The organism is Acinetobacter sp. S-1 (assembly GCF_059579785.1).
In genome coordinates this window covers 3,722,640-3,747,487 of record NZ_CM184207.1, presented here as the reverse complement: position 1 = coordinate 3,747,487, position 24,848 = coordinate 3,722,640, and the positions used below count along the sequence as shown (strand labels likewise).

The 24,848-nt window shown below is 35.5% G+C and carries 21 protein-coding genes; 20 read left to right on the top strand and 1 reads right to left on the bottom strand.

What is annotated here, in order from left to right; genetic code table 11:
* The first annotated feature begins 42 nt into the window (after window positions 1-42).
* From tviB to AC52J8_RS17885, 17 genes are all read left to right on the top strand, one after another.
* Window positions 43-1,320 carry a Vi polysaccharide biosynthesis UDP-N-acetylglucosamine C-6 dehydrogenase TviB gene (gene tviB, locus AC52J8_RS17965; protein ID WP_141316563.1) on the top strand — a complete coding sequence of 426 codons (1,278 nt, stop codon included), beginning with the start codon at window positions 43-45 and terminating at the stop codon, window positions 1,318-1,320.
* 29 nt (window positions 1,321-1,349) lie between these two features.
* Window positions 1,350-2,408, top strand: a complete 1,059-nt coding sequence (rfbB, locus tag AC52J8_RS17960) for a dTDP-glucose 4,6-dehydratase (protein WP_100192177.1) — start codon at window positions 1,350-1,352, stop codon at window positions 2,406-2,408.
* Window positions 2,408-3,280 (top strand): glucose-1-phosphate thymidylyltransferase RfbA, encoded by an 873-nt coding sequence (gene rfbA, locus AC52J8_RS17955; RefSeq protein WP_086398840.1) that lies wholly within the window; start codon window positions 2,408-2,410, stop codon window positions 3,278-3,280. The genes rfbB and rfbA overlap by 1 nt, the downstream gene beginning before the upstream one ends.
* 1 nt (window position 3,281) lies before the next feature.
* Window positions 3,282-4,136 carry a WxcM-like domain-containing protein gene (locus AC52J8_RS17950; RefSeq protein ID WP_125523461.1) on the top strand — a complete coding sequence of 285 codons (855 nt, stop codon included), beginning with the start codon at window positions 3,282-3,284 and terminating at the stop codon, window positions 4,134-4,136.
* Entirely contained in the window at window positions 4,136-5,251 is a 1,116-nt protein-coding gene (locus AC52J8_RS17945) for a DegT/DnrJ/EryC1/StrS family aminotransferase (RefSeq protein WP_100192176.1), read from the top strand. The genes AC52J8_RS17950 and AC52J8_RS17945 overlap by 1 nt, the downstream gene beginning before the upstream one ends.
* Window position 5,252: 1 nt before the next feature.
* Window positions 5,253-6,512, top strand: a complete 1,260-nt coding sequence (locus AC52J8_RS17940; RefSeq protein ID WP_208753423.1) for an O-antigen translocase — start codon at window positions 5,253-5,255, stop codon at window positions 6,510-6,512.
* Window positions 6,509-7,390 (top strand): glycosyltransferase family 2 protein, encoded by an 882-nt coding sequence (locus tag AC52J8_RS17935; RefSeq protein WP_208753424.1) that lies wholly within the window; start codon window positions 6,509-6,511, stop codon window positions 7,388-7,390. The genes AC52J8_RS17940 and AC52J8_RS17935 overlap by 4 nt, the downstream gene beginning before the upstream one ends.
* Window positions 7,387-8,466, top strand: a complete 1,080-nt coding sequence (locus AC52J8_RS17930; RefSeq protein WP_208753425.1) for a glycosyltransferase family 4 protein — start codon at window positions 7,387-7,389, stop codon at window positions 8,464-8,466. Before AC52J8_RS17935 ends, AC52J8_RS17930 begins: the two co-directional genes overlap by 4 nt.
* Before the next feature lie 18 nt (window positions 8,467-8,484).
* A complete protein-coding gene (locus AC52J8_RS17925; RefSeq protein WP_208753426.1) occupies window positions 8,485-9,555 on the top strand; it encodes an EpsG family protein in 1,071 nt (356 codons plus the stop codon).
* Complete coding sequence (locus tag AC52J8_RS17920) at window positions 9,555-10,661, top strand: glycosyltransferase (RefSeq protein ID WP_141316553.1); 1,107 nt, start codon at window positions 9,555-9,557, stop codon at window positions 10,659-10,661. Before AC52J8_RS17925 ends, AC52J8_RS17920 begins: the two co-directional genes overlap by 1 nt.
* Window positions 10,648-11,820 (top strand): glycosyltransferase family 4 protein, encoded by a 1,173-nt coding sequence (locus AC52J8_RS17915; RefSeq protein ID WP_141316551.1) that lies wholly within the window; start codon window positions 10,648-10,650, stop codon window positions 11,818-11,820. Before AC52J8_RS17920 ends, AC52J8_RS17915 begins: the two co-directional genes overlap by 14 nt.
* Window positions 11,804-12,418 (top strand): sugar transferase, encoded by a 615-nt coding sequence (locus tag AC52J8_RS17910; RefSeq protein ID WP_100192169.1) that lies wholly within the window; start codon window positions 11,804-11,806, stop codon window positions 12,416-12,418. The genes AC52J8_RS17915 and AC52J8_RS17910 overlap by 17 nt, the downstream gene beginning before the upstream one ends.
* A 25-nt stretch (window positions 12,419-12,443) precedes the next feature.
* Window positions 12,444-13,319 (top strand): UTP--glucose-1-phosphate uridylyltransferase GalU, encoded by an 876-nt coding sequence (galU, locus tag AC52J8_RS17905; protein WP_110981680.1) that lies wholly within the window; start codon window positions 12,444-12,446, stop codon window positions 13,317-13,319.
* 114 nt (window positions 13,320-13,433) lie between these two features.
* On the top strand, window positions 13,434-14,696 hold the full coding sequence (locus tag AC52J8_RS17900; protein WP_086398830.1) for a nucleotide sugar dehydrogenase: 1,263 nt from the start codon (window positions 13,434-13,436) through the stop codon (window positions 14,694-14,696).
* Window positions 14,693-16,363 (top strand): glucose-6-phosphate isomerase, encoded by a 1,671-nt coding sequence (gene pgi, locus AC52J8_RS17895; protein ID WP_044102385.1) that lies wholly within the window; start codon window positions 14,693-14,695, stop codon window positions 16,361-16,363. The genes AC52J8_RS17900 and pgi overlap by 4 nt, the downstream gene beginning before the upstream one ends.
* Entirely contained in the window at window positions 16,356-17,375 is a 1,020-nt protein-coding gene (galE, locus tag AC52J8_RS17890; protein WP_044102384.1) for a UDP-glucose 4-epimerase GalE, read from the top strand. Before pgi ends, galE begins: the two co-directional genes overlap by 8 nt.
* Before the next feature lie 317 nt (window positions 17,376-17,692).
* A complete protein-coding gene (locus AC52J8_RS17885) occupies window positions 17,693-19,354 on the top strand; it encodes an LTA synthase family protein (RefSeq protein ID WP_086398865.1) in 1,662 nt (553 codons plus the stop codon).
* A gap of 28 nt (window positions 19,355-19,382) precedes the next feature.
* Here the strand turns inward: AC52J8_RS17885 and AC52J8_RS17880 are convergent, their stop codons facing one another.
* A complete protein-coding gene (locus AC52J8_RS17880; protein ID WP_086398829.1) occupies window positions 19,383-20,753 on the bottom strand; it encodes a phosphohexomutase domain-containing protein in 1,371 nt (456 codons plus the stop codon).
* Between the two features lie 373 nt (window positions 20,754-21,126).
* Between AC52J8_RS17880 and lldP the strand changes: the two genes are divergently transcribed.
* Genes lldP through lldD form a run of 3 tightly spaced genes read left to right on the top strand, consistent with a single transcriptional unit; the run spans window position 21,127 to window position 24,708 of the window.
* The gene (lldP, locus tag AC52J8_RS17875; protein ID WP_171293757.1) at window positions 21,127-22,794 is read left to right on the top strand and encodes an L-lactate permease; all 1,668 of its coding nucleotides are present in this window, start codon (window positions 21,127-21,129) and stop codon (window positions 22,792-22,794) included.
* 37 nt (window positions 22,795-22,831) lie between these two features.
* A complete protein-coding gene (gene lldR, locus AC52J8_RS17870) occupies window positions 22,832-23,566 on the top strand; it encodes a transcriptional regulator LldR (RefSeq protein WP_014208064.1) in 735 nt (244 codons plus the stop codon).
* The gene (lldD, locus tag AC52J8_RS17865; RefSeq protein WP_002050500.1) at window positions 23,563-24,708 is read left to right on the top strand and encodes an FMN-dependent L-lactate dehydrogenase LldD; all 1,146 of its coding nucleotides are present in this window, start codon (window positions 23,563-23,565) and stop codon (window positions 24,706-24,708) included. The genes lldR and lldD overlap by 4 nt, the downstream gene beginning before the upstream one ends.
* Window positions 24,709-24,848 lie beyond the last annotated feature (140 nt).

The window sequence follows — 24,848 nt, the reverse complement described above, 5'->3', positions numbered from 1 at the left end:
ATGATGTTTGTCCATTTAGATCTAAATGGTTAGGTTTTATATATGTTTCAACTTGAACAATTAAAAATATCAATTATCGGCTTGGGGTATGTTGGGCTGCCTTTAGCAATTGAATTTGGTAAACATAAACCTACAATAGGCTTTGACATAAACCCGCAACGGATACAAGAACTACAAAGTGGTCATGACCATACATTAGAAGTTACATCAGATGAGCTAAAACAAGTAGAACATCTCTCATACACTTCAGATATCAATGATTTAAAAAAATCAAATTTCTTTATAGTTACTGTACCTACACCAATCGATGACTTTAAACAGCCAGACCTGACTCCGCTTATAAAAGCATCCCAAAGCATTGCTAAAGTTCTAAAAAAGGGCGATATCGTTGTTTATGAGTCAACGGTTTATCCTGGTGCGACAGAAGAGGTATGTATTCCTGAATTAGAAAAACATTCGGGTTTAAATTTTAATAAAGATTTCTTTGTTGGTTATAGTCCGGAACGTATTAATCCTGGCGATAAACAACGACGTGTCACTAATATTTTAAAAATTACCTCAGGTTCGACTCCAGAGGTCACTGACTATGTTGATCAAGTATATAACTTAATTATTGAGGCGGGCACACATAAAGCCCCGAGTATCAAAGTCGCTGAGGCTGCTAAAGTCATTGAAAATACACAAAGAGATGTGAATATCGCTTTAATCAATGAGTTGGCTCTGATTTTTAATAAAATGGGTATCGATACAGAAGATGTACTCAAGGCAGCAGGTACAAAATGGAATTTTTTAAACTTTAGACCTGGTTTAGTTGGTGGTCATTGTATTGGTGTTGACCCGTATTATTTAACGCATAAAGCAGAGTCAATTGGTTTACATCCAGAAATTATTTTGGCAGCTCGTCGTTTAAATGATCGTATGGGTGAATATGTTGCAACCCAATTGATCAAAGAAATGGTAAAGCAGCGCATACAAGTGGTAGGTGCTCGTATATTAATTTTAGGTTTGAGTTTTAAAGAAAACTGCCCTGATATCCGTAACACCAAAATTGTAGATATGGTGAAAGCACTAAAGGAATACGATTTAGATCTTGATATTTACGATCCTTGGGTAGATAGTGCCGAAGTTGAAGGCGAGTATGGCTTAGCTCCGGTTACGGAATTAAAGCAAGATCATTATGATGCAATAGTTATTGCTGTTGCCCATGATCAGTTTAAAGCAATGTCGAGCCAGGAGCTCATTGCACTAGGCAAAGAGAAACATGTTTTATATGACTTAAAATATGTTTTGGATAAAGAACAAAGTGATATTCGACTGTAAAAATTACTAGTTATTAGCATAGGAATTTTATGAAAATTTTAGTCACTGGTGGTGCAGGTTTTATTGGTTCTGCTGTCATTAGAAATATTATAAAAAATACTCAAGATGAAGTATTAAATATAGATAAATTAACATATGCAGGCAATTTAGAATCATTGTCTGAAATTGATATGGATCCACGATATCAATTTGCACAAGTTGATATTTGTGATAGTGAGCGTTTAACAGAAATTTTTAAAATTTTCCAACCAGATGCTGTGATGCATCTGGCAGCCGAGTCACATGTTGATCGCTCTATTGATGGTCCTGCTGAGTTTATTACAACAAATATTGTGGGCACTTATACATTATTAGAGGTTGCACGTAAGTACTGGCTACAATTAAATGAGGAAAAGAAAGCCTCTTTTAAATTTCATCATATTTCAACAGATGAGGTTTATGGTGATTTAGAAGGTACAACAGATCTATTCACTGAAACAACATCTTATGCGCCAAGTTCGCCGTATTCAGCAAGTAAGGCAAGTTCTGATCATTTAGTTCGTGCTTGGCATAGAACATATGGTTTACCAACGGTAGTAACGAATTGTTCAAACAATTACGGTCCATACCACTTTCCAGAAAAGCTCATTCCATTGGTGATCTTAAATGCGCTGGATGGTAAGGCTTTACCGATTTATGGTAAAGGTGATCAGATCCGTGATTGGTTGTATGTCGAAGATCATGCCAAAGCTTTATATAAAGTTGTGACCGAAGGTAAAGTTGGAGAAACTTATAATATCGGTGGCCATAATGAAAAACAAAATATAGAAGTTGTGAAAACAATTTGTAAAATTTTAGATGAATTAAAACCACAAAATAATCATCAACCTTATGAGACATTAATCACTTTCGTAAAAGATCGTCCAGGACATGATTTACGTTATGCAATTGATGCCTCAAAAATTGCAAAAGATTTAGGCTGGAAGCCTGAGGAAACATTTGAAACAGGTATTAGAAAGACTGTTGAGTGGTATTTAAATAATTTAGAGTGGTGCCGCCGGGTACAAGATGGCAGTTACCAAAGAGAAAGATTAGGTGTAAGTGCATAATGAGTACAAAAGGTATAATTTTAGCAGGTGGTTCTGGGACACGTTTGTATCCGATCACAAAAGGCGTTTCAAAACAGCTGTTACCAATTTATGATAAGCCAATGGTTTACTATCCATTGTCTGTTTTGATGTTGGCTGGTATTCGTGAAGTTCTTATTATCAGTACGCCAGACGACATAGATGGCTTTAAGCGATTATTGGGCGATGGTTCACAATTCGGTGTTGAATTAAGTTATGCGATTCAACCAAGTCCGGACGGTTTAGCTCAAGCATTTATTATTGGCGAAGAGTTTATTGGCGAAAGTAATGTCTGTTTAGTACTTGGCGACAATATTTTCTATGGTCAAGGTTTTACACCAATGCTACGCCAAGCTGTGGCCCGTCAAAAGGGTGCAACCGTATTTGGTTATCAAGTCAAAGATCCTGAACGTTTTGGTGTTGTTGAGTTTGATGAGGAAAAACGAGCAGTTTCATTAGAAGAAAAACCAAAACATCCAAAATCGAATTTTGCGGTTACGGGACTATATTTTTACGATAATGATGTAGTGAAAATTGCAAAACACGTAAAACCATCAGATCGTGGTGAACTTGAAATTACGACAGTGAACCAGATGTACCTAGACCGTGGTGATCTCAATGTTGAGTTACTTGGACGCGGTTTTGCCTGGTTAGATACAGGAACACATGCAAGCTTACTTGAAGCAGCACAGTTTGTTGAAACTATTGAAAAACGTCAAGGTTATAAAGTGGCTTGTCTTGAAGAAATAGCACTTCATAATGGTTGGTTGACGAAAGCTCAAGTGTTAGAAATCGGCCAAAGCATGAGTAAGAATGATTATGGTCAATATTTGATTTCTTTGGTAACTGAATAACATGAGCCTTGTAAAATTAATCGATTTGCCGAGTTTTGGTGATGAACGAGGTGGTTTAGTTGCGATTGAGTCTAATCAGTCAATTCCTTTTGATGTAAAACGTTTGTATTACATCTTTAATACGTCACAAAAACCGCGTGGCTTTCATGCTCATATTGATTTAAAACAAGTTGCAATATGTTTGAAAGGTAGCTGTAGATTTATTCTGGATAATGGTTCTACTAAAGAAGAAGTTGTTTTAGATAACCCGACCCAAGGTTTGGTTATTGAAGGATTGATCTGGCGTGAAATGCATGATTTTTCGGAAGATTGTGTATTACTAGTTTTAGCAAGTGAACACTTTACAGAGCAAGATTATATTCGAAATTACGATGAGTTTCTGCGTGTAGTAAATCAGCCTTATATTCATCCATTATCCGATGTTAAATCTAAAAATATTGGTCAAAAAACAAAAGTTTGGCAATATAGTGTGATTTTCCCACAAGCGGTTATTGGAGAAAATTGTAATATTTGTGCGCACACTATGATTGAAAATGATGTGCAAATTGGTAATAACGTCACAATTAAATCAGGTGTATATATATGGGATGGGATTACATTAGAAGATAACGTTTTTGTTGGCCCTAGCGTTACTTTTACAAATGATAAGACTCCCCGTTCAAAGCAATATCCCGATGAGTTTCTAAAAACTATAGTTGAACAAGGTGCAAGTATTGGTGGTAATGCTACCATTTTACCAGGCATAAGAATTGGTCGAAATGCATTGGTTGGTGCAGGCGCAGTAGTAACTAAAGATGTTCCGGAAAATGCAATTGTAGTAGGAAATCCTGCAATTATTAAAGGCTATGTGAAATAATGATTCCTTTCTTAGATTTAAAAAGTATAAATAGTCAATATCGTGCAGAACTCATTGAGGCTTGTACTCGTGTCATAGACTCTGGCTGGTACATAGGCGGAAATGAGTTAGCACAATTTGAAAAAAACTTTGCGGAATATTGTGGCGTAAAATTTGCAATTGGAGTTGCAAATGGTTTAGACGCCTTGATTCTTACGCTTCGAGCATGGAAAGAGTTGGGGAAACTAAATGATGGTGATGAAGTAATCGTTCCATCAAATACATACATTGCAAGTATTTTAGCAATCACTGCAAATAACCTAACTCCAGTTTTAGTTGAACCGGATATTAATACTTATAATATCGATCCAAGCAAGATTGAAGCTGCAATTACTCCAAAAACGAAAGTAATCTTACCTGTTCATTTATATGGGCAATTAGCAGAAATGCCTGCAATCATGGCAATTGCTAATAAATATAATCTACTTGTTTTAGAAGATTCAGCTCAATCACATAGTGCTGAAATTAATGGAATAAAAGCTGGAAACTGGGGAGATGCTTCTGGTTTTAGTTTTTATCCTGGTAAAAATTTAGGTGCATTAGGGGATGCTGGTGCTGTAACCACTAATAATGAAGAACTTGCACAAATGTTACGTGCTCTTCGTAATTATGGTTCTCATGAAAAATATAAAAATTTAGTACCTGGCGTAAATAGTCGTCTTGATGAAATTCAAGCTGCCATGCTAGATATTAAATTAAAATATTTAGATCAAGAAATAGCTCATCGCCGTAAAATTGCGCAATTATATTTGCAGCATATAGTTAATCCTTTAATCCAATTACCCTTAGCTCAGAAAAATGCTGAAGAGTATCAGCAACACGTTTGGCATTTATTTGTGATTCGTACTGAGCATCGCGAGGCTTTACAAAAGTACTTGGCTGAACAAGGTGTACAAACTTTAATTCATTATCCTATCCCACCTCATAAGCAACAGGCTTATAAAGAATGGAATGACTTAAGTTATCCTGTATCTGAACAAATTCATGCTGAAGTGATGAGTTTACCTATTGGTCCTACACTAAGCGTGGAAGAGGCTGAGAAAGTAATTCAGATTTGTAATAATTTTAAAGTCTAAAATGAATTTACTAAAAACAAGTGTACTAAATGGCGTGGCTGTTTTAATTAAAACGGCCACGATGTTTATTTTAAACAAGATTTTAGCTATTTATGTCGGTCCAGCTGGTTATGCGGCTATTGGGCAGTTCCAAAATTTTATACAAATGGTGACAACTTTCGCCGGTAGTGCAATTAATACTGCAGTTATTAAATATACGGCTGAGTATTATGAAGATGAAACCAAACAACGAAATATATGGAAAACAGCGGGAAGTATTGTCTTACTTTTTAGCTTAATTTTTTCATTAATTATTCTAATTTTTCAAAAACAACTTTCAATTTATATTTTTCATACTGATCTTTATCAAACGGTTTTTGTTTGGTTTGCCGTATTCCTAACATTATTTACCTTTAATGCACTTTTTTTAGCCATTTTAAATGGAAAAAAAGAAGTTTTAAGATTAGTTATTGCAAATATTGTAGGCAGTATTTTTTCTTTAGCCGTTACCAGTCTTCTAGCGATAAAATATGGTTTATATGGTGCTTTAGTTGCTCTTTCAATTTATCAGTCTTTAGCGTTCTTAATAACTTTATTTTTATGTTACAAAGCCGATTGGTTTAAATTGTCTTATCTATTTGGGAAAATAGATAAAACTATTGCTAAAAAATTTGTAGCTTTTGCTTTTATGGCTTTGGTTAGTGCTATCTGTGTTCCACTTTCTCAGATAGTTATTCGAAGCTACCTAACACACGAGTATGGGGTAACATACGCTGGTTATTGGGAAGCGATGATACGTCTAAGTGCAGCATATTTAATGTTAGTGACCACAACATTGGGCGTATATTATTTACCTAGACTTTCAGAATTATCAAGACTTGAGGAAATCAAGTCAGAAGTTTACTTAGGATATAAATATATATTTCCTTTGGCTGCTATAGGTAGTCTAGCTGTATATTTTCTTAGAGACTGGATTATAGCTATTCTATTTACTAAAACTTTTTTACCTATGCGTGATCTGTTTTTTTGGCAGATGATAGGTGACTCCTTAAAAATTGGTAGCTGGATACTTGCATATTTAATGTTAAGTAAGGCTATGACCAAATTATTTGTAACAACTGAAATTTTATTTGCATTGACTTCAATATTACTAACTTATCTGTGTACTCATGTGTTTGGATTTAAAGGGGTTTCTATAGCTCACTTAATTAATTATGGCGTATATTGGATAGTTATGAGTATTTGTGTTTTTAAAAGTTTAAAAGAAAGGGACACAGTATGAATGGTGAAAATCAACCTTTAGTTTCTGTTGTTATACCTTGTTATAACCACGAGAATTTTGTTCAGGACTGTATTCAGAGTGTAATAAGTCAAACTTATCAGAATATTGAATTAATTATTATTGATGATGGTTCAAAAGATAATTCTATTTCAAAAATAGAAGAAATGGTTGAAAAATGTGAAAAACGATTTGTTCGTTTTGAATTTAGGCATAGAGCAAATAAAGGTTTAAGTGCAACGTTAAATGAAGCCTTAGAGTGGTGTAAAGGTGAGTATTATTCAGCGATTGCTTCAGATGATATTTTATTGGAAGATAAAATAGAAAACCAAATTCAATTATTTGGAGATAAAAATAGAGAAAATATTATAGCTGTTTTAGGGAATGTATATTTTATTAATGAAAAAAATGAAAGATTAGCAAGCTCGGGAATTAAAGAAAATACAATTTATAATTTTGATCAAATTTTTATGCATCAACACTTATTATATGCACCTACTCAATTGATTAAAACTAAAGTGATAAAAGAGGTAGGTGGTTATAAACCAGGAATGCTAATAGAAGATTGGTATATGTGGTTAAAATTGTCAAAAATTGGAAATATATTGGTTGTACCAAACTTATTTGTAAAATACCGACAACATGATAGCAATACAGTAAAGCAATTAGAAAAAATGCACAGAGGTAGATTCGAGGTTTTATCTTATTTTAAAGAGGAAAAACTGTATAAAGATGCCTTATTTAAAGTGCATTGGATAAACAGTATGGAGAATTTAAGATTTACATCTAAGAATAAGTTTTTAGTTGTTATGAATTTATTTTTTCAGTCTCCAATCCGATTTTTTAAATTTTTTACAGAGAAAGTTATAGAAAAAAAATGAAAAATATCTTATTTTTAATTGAAAATTTAAGCAATACAGGTGGTACAGAGCGTGTTACTACTTTAGTTGCCAATGAACTTGCTAAAAATGGATTTAATATTTCAATATTAAGTCTAGTAGATGGTATAACGCCTTTCTTTAGACTTAATGATAAAATTAGTTATTTTTCTCTTTATTCTGAAAAGATATCTTTTAAAAAAAATTTTATAAATGCTGTATTAAAGATCCGAAAATTTGTTAAGCAAAAAAATATAAATACTATTATAGTTGTTGATAGTATCTCTTGTATATTTACAATACCCGCACTATTTGGCTTGGATATTAAACATATATGCTGGGAACACTTTAATTTTAATAATAATAATGGAACTAACCTCAGAAATTATGGAAGATTTTTTGCAGCAAAGTTTTGTGATGATATTGTTACCTTAACTTCAAGAGATGTTGAGTTATGGCAAAATGGGATAAAGAATATAAAAGCTAAAATTGTTGCTATACCTAATCCTTCTCCATATTCTGTATCACACCAACATTCACAAAAAAAAGAAAAGATTGTATTAGCAGTTGGAAGATTAACAAAAGTAAAAGGTTTTGACCTGTTATTAGAGGCTTGGAGTTTAGTCTGTAATGTAAATAAGAACTGGTATTTAAATATAGTTGGTGGAGGAGAGGAAGAAGATAGCTTAAAAGAGTTAGCGAACTCATTGAATATCACAGATAGAGTAAATTTCATTGGTCCATCAAATGAAGTCGAGCGCTACTATAAAGAAAGTTCCTTTTACTGTTTAAGTTCTCGAAATGAAGGATTCCCAATGGTATTGTTGGAAGCACAGAGCTTTGGTTTACCTATTGTTTCATTTGATTGTGATACAGGCCCTAGTGAAGTTATTGAGCATAATCAGAATGGCTTTCTTGTAGAACATATGAATGTTCAGAAACTTGCAGAGAACATATTAACTATGATTGATTTAGAGTCAGAGAAATACGAAAGAATGGTTCAAAGTTCAATCATACTATCTGAACGATTTACAATTGATAAAATTATCCTGAAATGGATAGATATTGTTAATAATTAATTATTTTGAGATTAAGTAATGATTTTCTATCTTTCCTTATGGACTATTATCGCAATCTTTAATTTTATATCCCCTAAAAATCCTCAGGCAAAAATTTTCTATATTATTTTTATCTGCTTTTTGATTGTTATTACTGGTTTAAGATATGAAATTGGTGGAGATTGGACTAATTACTTAAAAATTTATGATTATTTTAAAGGATTAAGTCTTTCTGAAGCCTTAATGGTAACAGATCCAGGATATGGTATCTTAAATTATATAAGCCAAGATGTTGGTTTTAAAGATACAGTTTTTGTAAATTTTTCATGTGCTTTATTGTTTTTTATTTGTATATATAAAGTTTCAGTAACATTTAAAAACTATTGGTTAACTTTATTAATATGTTATTCGTATTTAATTGTTGTTGTTTCAATGGGCTATACTCGTCAGTCTGTTGCTATAGCATTTGGCTTACTTGCATTTAAATATCTATTAAATAAGCAATATTCTCGATACTTTTTTTCTATTTTGATTGCTTTTTTATTTCATAAATCAGCAATTATACTTCTAGCATTTTCTCCATTGATTATATTGAGTAACTATTTTAGTAAAAAGATTAATTTTTATATTTATACGTTGTTGTCTTTTTTAATAATGACAGTTCTTATATATTACTCTTCTGTTTCTGGGGAAAATATTTATACAGATACTAGTAATGATATGTCATCTGCAGGAGCTATTTTTAGAATAGTTGTACATTTTTTACCATTAGGTTACTACTTTCTTTATAAGAAAGATATTAAACAAGTTTTGAATGATAAAATAGTAATATTTGATTATTTGTCAATAATGATTTTTTATATATTGGGCGTTAGTTTAATTTTTTCTACACTAGCTGATAGATTTAACTTGTATCTTATTATTTATGATGTTTTTGTTTTAAATATTCTTTATAGCTTATTTAATTCTTCACATAAAAAAATATTGGTTTCTACAGTTTTTGTTTTTCATTCCTTGGTATTAACAATTTGGTTAGTATTTGGAGCTTGGGCTCAAGCTTGGCTTCCATACCAGAATTATTTATTTAGCTTTATTTGGGAGGTATTCTAATGAAGATCCTTTATGTAATAACTGGGCTTGGTGGTGGTGGGGCTGAAAAAGTAGTAGCAGATTTAGCAGATAAAATGTATGAAAGAGGACATGAGGTTAAAATAGCCTTTTTAAAAGGAAATATTATTGTAAAACCAAATAATAAAGATATTGAGCTTATATCTTTAGGATTGGAAAATATATCAAGAATTTTTACAACTTTAAAAAAGTTTAAATCTTTAGTTTATAGCTTTAAGCCAGATGTTGTACATGCACATATGGTACATGCGAATATTTTTACTAGATTAGCACGTAAATATATATATATTCCTCGTCTAATTTGTACTGCTCATAGCAATAACGAAGGTGGGCGCTTAAGGATGCTCGCATATCGTCTTACTCATAATTTAGCTGATTTGACTACTAATGTAAGTCAAAAAGCATGTATGAGCTTTGAAAGTTTAGGTGCTGTTCCCAAAGGTAAAATTTTTAATATTTATAATGGAATCGATTTACAGAAATTTAAATATTCTGAGCAAATTCGTATTAAAACACGGCATATATTGCAAATTGATGATAAAACATTAATGTTTTTGGCTGTAGGACGTTTGCATGAGGCTAAAGATTACCCTCTATTGATTAATGCTTTTGCAGAGTTCTTAAATGAAATTTCAGAGAATGATAGTGATATTTCTGCTAAATTATTTATCGTAGGAGATGGAGAGCTTCGTCCTACTATTGAGGCATTGATTGCTCAACACCAACTTAAAGAAAATATTATTTTATTAGGTCGTCGCGATAATATTTCTGAATTAATGTGTGCATCCGATTATTTTGTTTTATCTTCCTCTTATGAAGGTTTTGCTTTAGTTGTTGCGGAAGCTATGGCATGTGAAACATTAGTTATTGCAACTGATTGTGGTGGTGTTAAAGAGGTATTAGGTGGAAATGGAATATTAGTTCCTGTACAAAACAATCAAGCATTATGTAAGGCCTTCTATAAAGTTGTTTCTATGCCTGAGTTCGAAAAACAGAAATATCAAAAATCTGCCCTCAAGCATATACGGGATAATTTTGATCTGGACCAAATTGTTGAGAAATGGGAAGATTTGTATGTTTCAAAGTAAAAAAATTATTTTAATAGGAAATACTTCCTCAACTATGTTAGGTTTTCGTTCAGATCTAATTAAGGAATTAATAGAAAATCATTATGAAGTATATGCTTTTGTTTGTGAATATAGTGAAGAACATTTAAAAAAGATTAGTCAGTTAGGAGCAAAGCCTGTTATTTATAAGATGAATCGTGGAGGATTAAATCCTTTTGCTGATCTCAAAACTATTATTGAACTAAAAAGAAAAATTATTGATATTAAGCCAGATGTAATCTTTTCGTATTTCACTAAGCCAGTGGTATATGGTTCTTTAGCAGCAAGGTTAAGCCATACACCGAAAATTATAGGAATGATTGAAGGATTAGGTACACCTTTTACAATACATAAAAATGGACAAAGTTTAAAAGTTAAATTAATACGTTTTATTCAGGTTAGTTTATATAAAATTGTTTTTCCATTTTTGGATAAAATTATTTTTTTAAATCCTGATGACCCTATCGATTTAATCCAAAAAAATAATATTAAAGCCAAAAAAAATGCTGTGCAAATGTTAGGTCCTATAGGGCTAAATCTTGAAGAGTATGAATATAAAAAGTGGGATGAAACTCAACAGGTCTCATTTATTTTTATCGCTCGTCTTTTAGCCGAAAAAGGTATTTTTGAATATCTCGAGGCTGCAAAGATAGTGAAACATAAATATCCTAATGTTACATTTAAGATTATAGGTGGACTTGATACAGAGAATCCTTATGGACTAACGAAACAACAGTTAGATGAGGTAATTGCTACAGGTGTTATTGAATATCCAGGCTTTGTAACAGATGTTGCAAAGCGTATACAAGATAGCGCTGTGTTTGTATTACCATCCTATTATCGTGAGGGAGTACCACGTAGTACCCAAGAAGCGATGGCTATAGGTCGTCCGGTAATTACAACTGATGTGCCAGGTTGTAGAGAAACTGTGGTAGATGGTCTAAATGGTTTTTTGGTTCCGAAATGGGATCCAAAAGCTTTAGCAGAGAAAATGTGTTATTTTATAGAAAATCCAGAACAGATAAATATCATGGGTTTAGAAGGTTATAGAATAGCGCAAGAAAACTTTGATGTTTCTAAGGTAAATAAAAAGCTATTTGAAATTATGGGTTTAGAAGAAACAAATGAAAAGACTTACTGATATTATCATTGCTTCTATAGCGCTTTCATTGCTATTTCCAGTGTTTCTTTTAGTCGCTCTAAAAGTACGTAAAAACTTAGGTTCACCTATTTTCTTTCTTCAAGAAAGACCAGGCAAAGACGGCAAAATTTTTAAAATGATTAAGTTCCGTTCAATGAAAGATGCTTTAGATAAGAATGGAAATCTTTTGCCTGATGAGGAAAGAATCACGCCATTTGGGCAGAAATTGCGCTCTACTACTCTAGATGAAATGCCCCAGCTTATTAATGTTTTAAAAGGTGACATGAGTATTGTTGGACCACGACCTCAACTTGCTGATTTTATGAAACATTATACTCCAAGACAGATGCGTCGTCATGAGGTTAGACCGGGGATGACAGGCTTGGCTCAAGTAAGTGGACGAAATAATTTAAGCTGGGAAGAGAAATTCGAATTGGATGTTGAATATGTTGAGAATCATAATATCTGGTTAGATTTTAAGATTATGGTAAAAACAGTTCTGGTTATGTTGAAAAAAGAAGGTATTAACGCACCAGATCAGTTAGTGGGGGCAAGTCGTTTTTCTGGTTCTCCAAAAAAAGATGAAGTACAGTATTAATTGTTAGTTAAATAAAGTTAGCCGCATGATTAAAAAAGCAGTTCTACCAGTGGCCGGTTTAGGTACACGTTTTTTACCCGCAAGTAAGTCTATTCCGAAAGAAATGGTTACTGTTGTTGATCGTCCTGCTATTGAGTATGTGGTGCGTGAAGCGGTTGAAGCAGGAATTGAACAAATTATTTTGGTGACCCATTCTTCTAAGTCTTCTATCGAAAATTATTTTGATCGAAACTTTGAGTTAGAGACAATTTTAGAACAAAAGAAAAAAGTAGACTTACTTGCAGAGATTATCAATATTGTTCCAGCTCATGTGAGTGTTGTGAGTGTACGACAACCTCAACCTCTAGGCTTAGGGCATGCTGTTTTATGTGCGAAAAGTGTAGTAGGACAAGATGATTTTGCTGTGCTATTACCAGATGTATTGGTGAAAGATAGTTCGGGGCACAATGATTTATCGCGTATGATTTCTCGTTATGATGAAAGTAACGCGGCACAGATAATGGTAGAAGCTGTGCCTGATCACTTGGTAGATCAATATGGTATTGTTGATGTTGCACAGAGCCCAAATGAAGGCGAAAGCATTGCTATGCAGGGTATTGTTGAAAAACCTGCTGTAGGTTCTGCACCGTCTAATTTATCTGTTGTTGGTCGCTACGTTTTACCCGCAAGAATTATGCAACTACTCGAAAATACACCAAAAGGTGCGGGTAATGAAATTCAACTAACAGATGCAATTGCGATGCTGCAACAAACTGATGTAGTTGAAGCCTATCGTATGCAGGGACAAACCTTTGACTGTGGTAGTAAGCTTGGTTATTTAAAAGCTGTTCTACACTATGGTGTTGAGCATCCTAAATTAGGAAATGATTTTAAACAGTTGATTCAAGAACTTAAATTATAAATTTTGTAGCTCAACTTAAGTATTTGTAAAAAATAATGAATATGTGAGCTGTTCAATATATTCTCTTCCCATAATGGGAAGAGAATTCTATAGAATATTAAAATCAGGTGTACAATGAAAATCGCGGTATTTGGAACCACCTTGCACGCTGGTGTAATGGCAGCGTTACTAGCTGAATATGGTAATCAGATCTATTGGTGTACAAGTGTCACCTGTGAAGAAAATATATCTGTACTTTCATATCAAGATCAAGAAGTTAATCATTATTTAAATAAACAAAGAAAGGCAGGTTTTTTAACAGAAAGTCCTTTTTCTCAAATTCCTTTAGATATTGAAGTTTATTTATTTTGTTTTAGCCCAACACAAATAGAACTTGCCTTAAAAACGGTTGAGAAGTTAAGTGAACGTCCAATTGTTCATCCAAGATTAATGGTTAATGGCTCAACTTTTGGTTTACATGGTACAGAAAAATTAAAGCAACATTTACCTAAAGACGAGTGGGTCTATTTCCCTGACGTGATTCAAGAGGGTAATGCGATTAATAGTGTACTCAATGTAAAACATGTCATTGTTGGTGTTGAATCAAGCTATGCTCAAGACATAATGCAAGAATTGCTACGACCATTCTTCCGTTTTAGTTATCAATATTTATTTATGCCGATTTTAGATGCCGAATTTACTAAGCTCAGCATTTCAGGCATGTTGGCGACTAGAATTAGTTATATGAATGATCTTGCTCTAGTTGCGGAAAAGTTAGGTATTGATATTGCCAATGTAAAGCATGGCATTGCTGCAGATACACGTATTGGCGCAGCTTATTTATCAGCAGGTGTTGGATTTGGCGGTGAAAATTTTTCACATGATATTTTAACACTCTCCAGTACGGTTTCTGAAACAGGTGCGAAAAGCCGTCTTCTAGAACAAGTATGGGCGATTAATGAACAACAAAAAGAAATTTTATTCCGTAAATTATGGAACTATTATCATTGTGATTTGAGTGGAAAAACTGTTGCAATTTGGGGGGCTTCATTTAAAGAGAACACTCCAAGTACACATAACTCACCTATTCATATTTTATTGGCTGCTTTATGGGCCCAAGGTGTAAAAGTACGGTTACATGATCCGCAAGCTCTTGATGAAATTTCAGTTTTATATGGAAGTCAAGAAGACCTGATTTTATGCGCTGATCAATATGAAGCAGCACAAGGAGCACATGCTTTATGCCTAGTCACGGCATGGAAGCAGTATTGGAGTCCTGACTTTAAACAGTTACAACAATTGATGCAGCATCCTCTTATTTTGGATGGGCGTAATATTTATGATCCAGCATATGTGAAATCTAAAGGTTTTGCTTATGAAGGAGTAGGTCGATTATGAGTAAATCTATCGAGAAGTTTCCTAAAGAGCTAGTTTCCCCTATCGCACAGCTTCATTCTTTGGTTGAGAAAAATTCAAATTTACATATAAAAGAATTATTTGCATCAGAGCTCGATCGATTTCAGCAATATTCTGTAAAGTTCGATCAACTGGTTTTTGATTATAGTAAGCACCGTGTGACTAAAAGTGTGTTAGAGCAATTGGTGGCTTTAGCAAAAACTAAACAATTGACTCACTGGATTGAACGATTATTTTCTCAAGATAAAGTCAACTGTACCGAACAGCGTGCTGCAATGCATTGGGCTTTACGTTTACCATTAGAATATTCTAAATTTCCGGAATTAACTGAAAAGGTCCATAGCCAATTGCAGCGTATGTATGCGTTGGTTGAAAAAATCCATGCTGGACAATACCGTGGCGCCACAGGTGAAGTCATTCAAGATGTCGTTAATATTGGGGTAGGGGGATCTGATTTAGGGCCTCAAATGGTGACCCATGCATTATCGGATTTTAAAGTAAAAACAGCTAAACCACTCAATGTTCATTTCGTATCAACAATGGATGGTAGCCAGTTGTCGGAATTGCTTCATCAACTGCGTCCAGAAACAACGTTATTTATTATTTCTTCGAAGTCATTTGGCACTATTGATACTTTATCCAATGCACAAACTGTTCGACAGTGGCTTGAGAAAGCATTAGGAAAGCACGAACGGGTAGTTAAAAGCCATTTTATTGGTGTTTCTACAAAAGCTGACAAAATGTCAGAGTGGGGAATTGCTCCTGAAAATCAATTATTACTTTGGGATTGGGTTGGTGGACGTTATTCCCTCTGGTCGTGTATTGGGTTACCTATTGCATTGTCAGTTGGGGTTGAAGGTTTCCAACAGCTTTTAGCTGGTGCCCATGCTGTTGATGAGCATTTCCAAAATACAAGTTTTGAGCAGAACATACCTGTGCTTATGGCATTATTAGGCGTCTGGAATAATAACTTTTTAAATATTCAGACCCATGCTGTATTACCTTATGATGGCCGTTTGAAATATTTTGCAGCTTATTTGCAACAGCTCGAAATGGAGTCTAATGGTAAATCGGTACAACGTGGTGGACAAAAAGTTGAATTAGATACTTGCCCAATTGTATGGGGTGAAGTTGGGCCAAATGCTCAACATGCCTTTTATCAGTTACTCCATCAAGGAACTCAGGCAGTAAGTTGTGATTTTATTGCCCCTATACAACGTTACAATGCAGATCATTTTACTTATGTAGAAAATGCTGAGGCATTAGTTGAGCAACATCATCTTGCGCTTTCAAACTGTTTAGCACAATCACGTTTATTGGCTTTTGGTAACGAAGCTCTAGATACAAAAGAACTGGAGAGTTTACCTATTTATAAGCAATATGAAGGAAACCAGCCAAGTTCAACATTACTTTTAAAAGAGCTTAATCCTTATAGTTTAGGGATGTTGATTGCTTTATATGAGCATAAAGTATTTGTTCAGTCTGTAATCTGGAACATTAATCCCTTTGATCAGTGGGGAGTGGAAAAAGGTAAGCAGATTGCTGATCAGTTACTCCCGATTTTAAATGGTGTTCAAAACGATCTTTCAACACTCGATGCTTCAACGCGTGGATTAATTAAAATTTTATTAGGAAAAATAGATGGCTAAAATTCTGGTGACTGGCGGTGCTGGCTATATTGGTTCACATACCTGTGTAGAGCTTTTGAATGCTGGCCATGAAGTTATTGTTTATGACAACCTTTCAAATAGTTCAGAAGAGTCTTTAAATAGAGTTCAAGAACTCACCCAAAAAAGTTTAACTTTTGTAGAAGGCGATATCCGTAATGCAGATGAGCTTGATCAGGTATTTCAAAATCATACCATCGATGCAGTTATTCATTTTGCAGGTCTAAAAGCGGTTGGTGAAAGCCAGGAAAAACCCCTTATTTATTTTGATAATAATATTGCAGGTAGTATCCAACTGGTTAAGTCAATGGAGAAAGCAGGTGTTTATACACTTGTGTTTAGCTCATCTGCAACAGTATATGATGAAGCGAATACGTCTCCTTTAAATGAAGAAATGCCAACTGGTATGCCAAGTAATAATTATGGTTATACCAAATTGATTGTTGAGCAATTATTACAAAAATTGTCTGTTTCAAACTCTAAATGGTCGATTGCTTTACTTCGTTATTTTAACCCAGTAGGTGCACATAAAAGTGGGCGTATTGGCGAAGATCCACAAGGTATTCCAAATAATTTAATGCCTTACGTTACACAGGTTGCTGTTGGCCGCCGTGAAAAATTATCTATTTATGGTAGTGACTATGACACAGTAGATGGTACTGGTGTACGTGATTATATTCATGTCGTTGACTTAGCCAATGCACATTTATGTGCTCTAAATAACCGATTACAAGCAACAGGTTGCCGTGCCTGGAATATTGGAACGGGTAATGGCTCATCAGTATTACAGGTTAAAAATACCTTTGAACAGGTAAATGGCGTAGCTATTGCTTTTGAATTTGCACCGCGTAGAGCGGGTGATGTAGCAACTTCTTTTGCAGATAATAATCGTGCTGTTGCTGAGTTGGGTTGGAAACCACAATATAGTTTAGAGGATATGTTGCAAGACAGCTGGAAATGGCAAAAACAGAATCCAACGGGTTATAAAAATTGATTATTTAATTTTTCTAAATATCAATTACCTACCTTTCGTGAATTGAGATAAAGCTCTTTTCTAAAAAGAGGCTGCAGTTGTAGTGATTACTTTCATGCTAGTATTCGCCACAATCCTGTTAGCCTCTTTTTGTCATCATGGTTTTTCTACGTCAACAGCTGTTATTTATCTTTATTGCCTTTTTATCCACCTGCGTAGGTGTATATATTGCATGGGATATGAATCTGACATGGAATAAGTTTTATAGCTATTTGATTTCAGAAAAAGCTATTTTTTCAATTCTTTTTAACTATGCAGTCATTCAGCTATTTTTTATTATTTTTAGTCGTAAGTATACAGCACTCTTCTTAAGTCAATTATTCGTTATATTTTTAAATTTTATTAATAAAAAGAAGCAACAATATTTATTTAGTAATTTAAGCCCTGAAGATATTTTTCTTGTACCTGAGGCAATGAAAGCAACGCCATGGCATTTACAACTTATCTTTTTTACTCTCATTATTTTCTTTCTTATCATACTCCTCATTGCTGTACGTAAAGAGAGTAAAGCGACTTTTCATACTTATGTCCCTAATATTATTATTTTTGGACTAATCAGTAGTGGTTTAATTTACTTAAATTTTATTAGGAACCCTACAGGTGCTTGTTTTTCCGAAAATAAACCTATGATTTGTGCCAGCTTGCAGGAATTCCCGAATACCAGAAATGACTGGATCGGTGATTACCGAAAAATTCAAGATTATGGGTTTGTGACTTTTTACGTTTCTAAAGTATTGGATAATGTAACCAGCGTATTGTTACCTAGTCGTAAAGTATCTGAGCAAGACATACAGCAAATTTTGCAGCAACATCACTTGGTTCAACCCTTAGAAAAGAATGAGAGAGAATATCCGAATATTATTATTGTTATGGAGGAGTCTTTTTGGGACTCTCATCATTTAGAAAGTGGATTACCTAAAGATTTATTATCTTTTGTTCACCAAAATCAAGTTTCTAATTTATTGTCGCCTTCCTTTGGTGGAGGTACGGCGAATGTAGAATTTGAAGTGCTTACGAGCCTGAATACGACTTTTTTCCCAAATGAATTGTTATATGTCTCTAAACTAAAAAAGCCAATTTATGCTCTACCTTATTATTTAAATTCAATTGGTTACGAGACTGTAGCCATGCATAATAACTATAGATATTACTATAATCGGAACAAGGTATATCCAGATATAGGATTTAAGAAGTTTATATCGCTTGAAAATATGATTGCTCAAAAAGACCGGACAAAAGTATTTAACGCAGGTGGTTGGGCTACAGATGATCTTATTTTTGATTCAATTAAGTCTACTTTAAAAGACAGTGAGCAACAGCCGAAGTTTATTTATGCGATTACAGTTGAGAATCATCCGATGTATAATGATGATCGATTTGGTCTGCAAAATTATAAATTTAATAAAAAGCTGTCTGAAACTGAAAAACAAAAATTAAGTACTTATACCGCTGGAACTGAGCGTGCTAACCAAAAGTTGCAAGAGCTTACTGAATATTTAAAGACCGTAGATCGCCCAACAATTTTGGTGGCATTTGGTGATCACTTGCCTAATTTACAAGAAGTTTATGAGAGTTATGGATTTTTTAAAGATGATCCTGAGCGAACTCATCTCAAAAACTATGAGACACCATTTGTGGTATGGAGTAATTATAAATTAGATAAGAAGCCTTTAAAGCAACCTTATATTGCTGCAAGTTTTGTGGCTCCAAAGCTATTAAAGCTCGCAGGGCTACCTTTGTCAGATTACTATCAATTTGTTGATAATATTTCGAGTTGTTATGGTGCCATACATCAAAAATTTGTAACAGAAGCTCCAACTTGTAACTTTAACAATAAAGCTTTGTTAAAGGATTATGAAAACTTAAACAGAGATGTATTAGACGGACATAATCATACTTATAAAATTATGCAGAATACCCAAGAAGAGATAGAACAATAATGTTCCTATCTCTTTGATATAAACTCTATTAAGACTGAATCAACCTAGTCAACTCATCTACATAATGCTGCATTGGCTGAGCTTGACGGTCTGCACGGCTTTCAATATTGAGACGTAATAACGGTTCAGTATTTGAAGCACGGACGTTAAAGCGCCATGCACCAAAGTCTAGACTTACACCATCAGTGCGGTCAATTTCTGGGTTTTGCTCAGCATAGAAATCGAAAATCTTTTGAATAGTGATTTGTGTATCAGCTACTTTAAAGTTGATTTCACCACTACAAGGAAACTTGGTAATCATATTTTCAACAAGTGTTGAGAGAGATTGTCCTGTTTCAGAGAGTAGGGCAACGGTGAGTAACCAAGGAATCATGCCGCTGTCACAGTAAGCAAAATCACGGAAATAGTGATGAGCACTCATTTCGCCGCCGTATACAGCATTGTGTTCACGCATCACATCTTTAATAAAGGCATGACCAGATTTTGACTGTACGGCAACACCTTTATATTCATCTACGATATCAAATGTATTCCACACTAAACGTGGATCATGCACAATTTTCTCACCTGATTGCTTAATCAAGAAAGCTTGAGCCAATAGACCAACAATATAGTAACCTTCAATGAACTGACCTTTTTCATCAAACAAGAAACAGCGGTCGAAGTCGCCGTCCCAAGCAATTCCCATATCCGCTTTATGCTCAATTACAGCATTACGGGTACTGTCACGGTTTTCAATTAAAATTGGGTTAGGAATTCCGTTTGGGAAAGTACCATCTGCTTCATGATGAATTTTAATAAATTCAACTGGTACGTTAAGCGCCTTAAATTTTTCTTCAATGGCATCAATCACGTGACCAGCTGCACCATTACCCGCGTTTACCACTAACTTCAGTGGGTGAATTTTTGCAGGTTCAATATAAGTTATTAGGTGGTCAACGAACTCAGGCAAAATGTTATAGCTTTGCGTTGTACCTTTTTGGCTAACTTCTTCAAAGTTATTGGTTTCTGCTAAAGCCTGAATTTCTTTTAAACCAGTATCTGCACTAATTGGACGAGCATTTTCTCGAACTAATTTCATGCCGTTATAGTCCATTGGGTTATGGCTAGCAGTAACTTCGATACCACCTTGTACATCTAAATGGAAAGCGGCGAAGTAAACTTCTTCAGTACCCGTCATGCCTAAGTCAAGCACATTCACACCCGCATCATTTAACCCGCGGATAGTCGCTTGTTTTAAACCCTCACTGCTTAGACGAATATCACAACCTACAACTACAGTCTTTGGTTTATAGATTTGTCCGTAAGCGCGGCCAATTTTATAGGCGATTTCTTCATTCAATTCAGTGCCGAGTTTGCCTCGGATATCATAAGCTTTAAAACACGTTAAAGTAGTCATTATTCAATTCAATACATGTGGTTTGAGTTGTGTGCACATTATACATAGATCATGAAACAGGTATGTTTATAGTTTTTATATTCAAATTTTCCACTTCATTTCTGTAGTTCATATCTAAATTTATAAGAAAGATTTTTACGACTTTAGTCTAATAAATAAAGTTATAAATTAAAAATTGCTTGATTTTACTTAGTACTATTGGTCTTACCAATTATGATGGTTATTTAATGATTGATCTTGCTAATATCTACATTTATGATGTCTCCTGTGGTTTAAGGAACAACATTTGCACTTAATTTTTAATTGGTCATACCAATTGTGTTGAATGTTTAAGAATTTAAGGTACAAAAATTCGCCCCGGCATTTCAAGGAGATGACAATGCTCAATATGTGGCAACAACTTTATGACCCTTTAAATAATATTTGGCTGTCCAGTGCGGTTGCATTAATCCCGATTATTTTCTTCTTTTTGGCGTTGGCTGTTTTTCGTTTAAAAGGCAGTATCGCGGGTACGGGCACAGTCATTATTGCATTATTGATTGCACTATTTTTCTATCAAATGCCGGGTCAAATGGCCTTTGCGTCAATCATTTACGGTTTCTTCTACGGTCTATGGCCAATTTCATGGATCATTATTGGGGCAGTTTTTCTATACAAAATTTCGGTAAAAACAGGCCAGTTTGAGATTATTCGCTCAAGCATTTTGTCGATTACCGAAGACCAACGTCTGCAAATGTTATTGGTTGGTTTTGCATTTGGTACTTTCCTTGAAGGGGCGGCTGGCTTTGGTGCTCCAGTTGCGATTACCGCTGCACTCCTTGTTGGTTTAGGCTTTAAGCCACTTTACGCTGCTGGTTTATGTTTAATTGTAAATACGGCGCCAGTGGCATTTGGTGCAATGGGTATTCCAATTATTGTGGCGGGGCAGGTTTCTGGTGTAGACACCATGGAAATTAGCCAGATGGTTGGTCGTCAGTTACCATTTTTAGTCATTATTGTGCTGTTCTGGATCATGGCGATTATGGATGGCTGGCGTGGTGTTAAAGAAACTTGGCCTGCAGTGTTAGTCGGTGGTGGTGCTTTTGCGATTGCCCAGTATCTTACATCTAACTTTATTGGCCCTGAGTTACCAGACATTACCGCAGCAATTGCATCATTGGTGAGCTTAACTTTACTGTTCCGTGTTTGGAAACCAAAACATATTTTCCGTTTTGAACCTGAAGCGGGTCAGACTTTGACTCAGCAACCTACCACGGTTCAATGTTATAGCATTGGCAAAATTGTGAAGGCATGGTCTCCATTTGCAATCTTAACCGTGATGGTGACGATCTGGAGTGTTAAGCCATTTAAAGCATTATTTGCAAAAGATGGTGCTCTTGAACATTGGATTTTTAAACTTGAAGTACCGTATTTGCATAAATTGGTCGAAAAAATGCCGCCAATTGTGGCAGAGATGAAACCATATGAAGCGATTTATAAGTTTGACTGGTTCTCTGCAACAGGTACTGCAATTTTTATTGCCGCAATCATCACTGCTATTTTCTTAAAAATGAAAGCAAGTGAGGCAGTTACAACCTTTGGTGAAACACTCAATGAGTTAAAAACACCGATTTATTCAATTGGTATGGTTTTGGCTTTTGCTTTTATTGCGAACTATTCAGGTTTATCTGCAACTTTGGCTTTGGCTCTATCGCATACGGGTCATGCGTTTACTTTCTTCTCGCCATTTTTGGGTTGGCTTGGTGTATTCCTTACGGGTTCAGATACCTCTTCAAACGCTTTGTTCTCGGCTCTACAGGCAACTACAGCGCAGCAAATTGGTATTCCGGAAGTGTTATTGGTGGCTGCTAATACCAGCGGTGGCGTAACAGGGAAGATGATTTCTCCGCAGTCGATTGCCATTGCTTGTGCCGCAGTAGGGTTAGTTGGAAAAGAGTCTGACTTGTTCCGTTTCACGGTAAAACATAGCATCATATTCACTGTCTTTGTTGGCATCATTATTACGGTTCAGGCTTATCTTGTTCCGTGGATGATTCCATAACTCCAGTGAAGGAAACGCGATGAGAATCTCCGATCAAGTGGTCATGAAATTGCAGGCATTAATTGAAGAGCGTCACATGAAAAAAGGTGATCGTTTGCCTGCCGAGCGCCAGCTTGCAACTAGCTTAGGAGTTTCTCGTCCGTCTTTGCGCGAAGCAATTCAACAGCTCAATAGTCAAGGGGTACTCAGTAGCCGCCGTGGCGATGGGACTTATATTCAGCAGTTACCTGAACAGTGGCCACAGCAACTGATTGTGAACCCGATTAGCAACCTGATTGAAGAAGATCCGCTGTACCGTTTTGATGTGCAAGAGGCGCGGTTATTGCTTGAGGGTGGCACTGCTTGGTATGCCGCATTACGCTCAACGCCTGAAGATCGCGCCAAAATCCATCATTATTTTAATGAAATTAGTCGCCATCAAAATGCAGGTGACTCAGCACAGGCTGCGGTGGCCGATGCTGAATTCCATTTAGCGATTGCTGAAGCATCTCACAATGTAGTGCTAATCCAAATGATGCGTAGCTTGTTTGATTTGTTGCAATACAACGTCTTGTTGGGACGTAAGAAAGTTTATAACGACCCCGTAAATGGTGACTTGCTGAGCGAGCAGCATTTTCAGGTAATGGATGCTATTGATCGTAAAGATCCCGAGGCCGCACGCCAAGCTGTCTGCGGTCATATTGAATTTGTGATTAATCATGTGCGTTCTCTGGATGAAGATGAAGCTCGCCAGAAACGTGCAAATCGTTTAAATAGAGTTGATTCAAAATGATTATTTCTTCTGGCAATGATTATCGTGCTGCGGCACAACGTCGCTTACCTCCATTTTTATTTCATTACATTGATGGTGGAGCGTATTCGGAATATACCTTAAAGCGTAACGTACAAGATTTGTCAGAAATTGCATTGCGTCAACGTGTGCTCAATGACATGTCAGCGTTAAGTTTAGAGACAAAACTGTTTAATGAAACATTGTCGATGCCAGTTGCTTTGGCACCTGTAGGCTTAACAGGTATGTATGCGCGCCGTGGCGAAGTTCAAGCGGCGATGGCAGCCGACAAAAAGGGCATTCCATTTACGCTTTCAACGGTTTCTGTTTGTCCGATTGAAGAAGTTGCACCTGCAATTAATCGCCCGATGTGGTTCCAGCTTTATGTATTACGCGACCGTGGTTTTATGCGTAATGCTTTGGAACGTGCAAAAGCGGCAGGCTGCTCAACACTTGTGTTTACCGTAGATATGCCTGTGCCGGGTGCACGTTACCGTGATGCCCATTCGGGTATGAGTGGGCCAAATGCTGCGATGCGCCGTTATATGCAGTCTATGTTCCACCCACATTGGTCATGGAATGTCGGCTTAATGGGTCGTCCGCACGACTTGGGCAATATCTCTAAATATTTAGGTAAACCGACTGGGCTTGAAGACTATATTGGTTGGTTAGGCTCGAACTTTGACCCATCCATTTCATGGAAAGACCTTGAGTGGATTCGTGAATTTTGGGATGGCCCAATGGTGATTAAGGGCATTTTAGATCCTGAAGATGCGAAAGATGCTGTGCGTTTTGGTGCAGATGGGATTGTGGTATCAAATCACGGTGGTCGTCAGTTAGATGGCGTGATGTCATCTGCTCGCGCATTGCCTGCAATTGCCGATGCCGTCAAAGGTGATTTAGCGATTTTGGCTGACTCAGGCATTCGTAATGGTTTAGATGTGGTGCGTATGTTAGCGCTCGGTGCCGATACGGTTTTACTTGGCCGTGCATTTGTTTATGCCTTGGCGGCAGCAGGTGGGCAAGGGGTTTCGAACTTGCTTGATTTGATTGATAAAGAAATGCGTGTTGCGATGACGCTCACGGGAGCTAAATCGATTTCGGATATTAATGCGGATTGTTTAGTACAGGCGATGAAGCTCTAACATTTTTTTATTAACTTTGATGATATTGGCACGACAGAGTCTTATCGGAAAAAGTTCAATGTAAGTAGCTAATTGACGTTACTTTTTTAAAAAAGTAACCAAAAACTTTAGTTTCGATGACGGTACGTCCTTGCTACCGC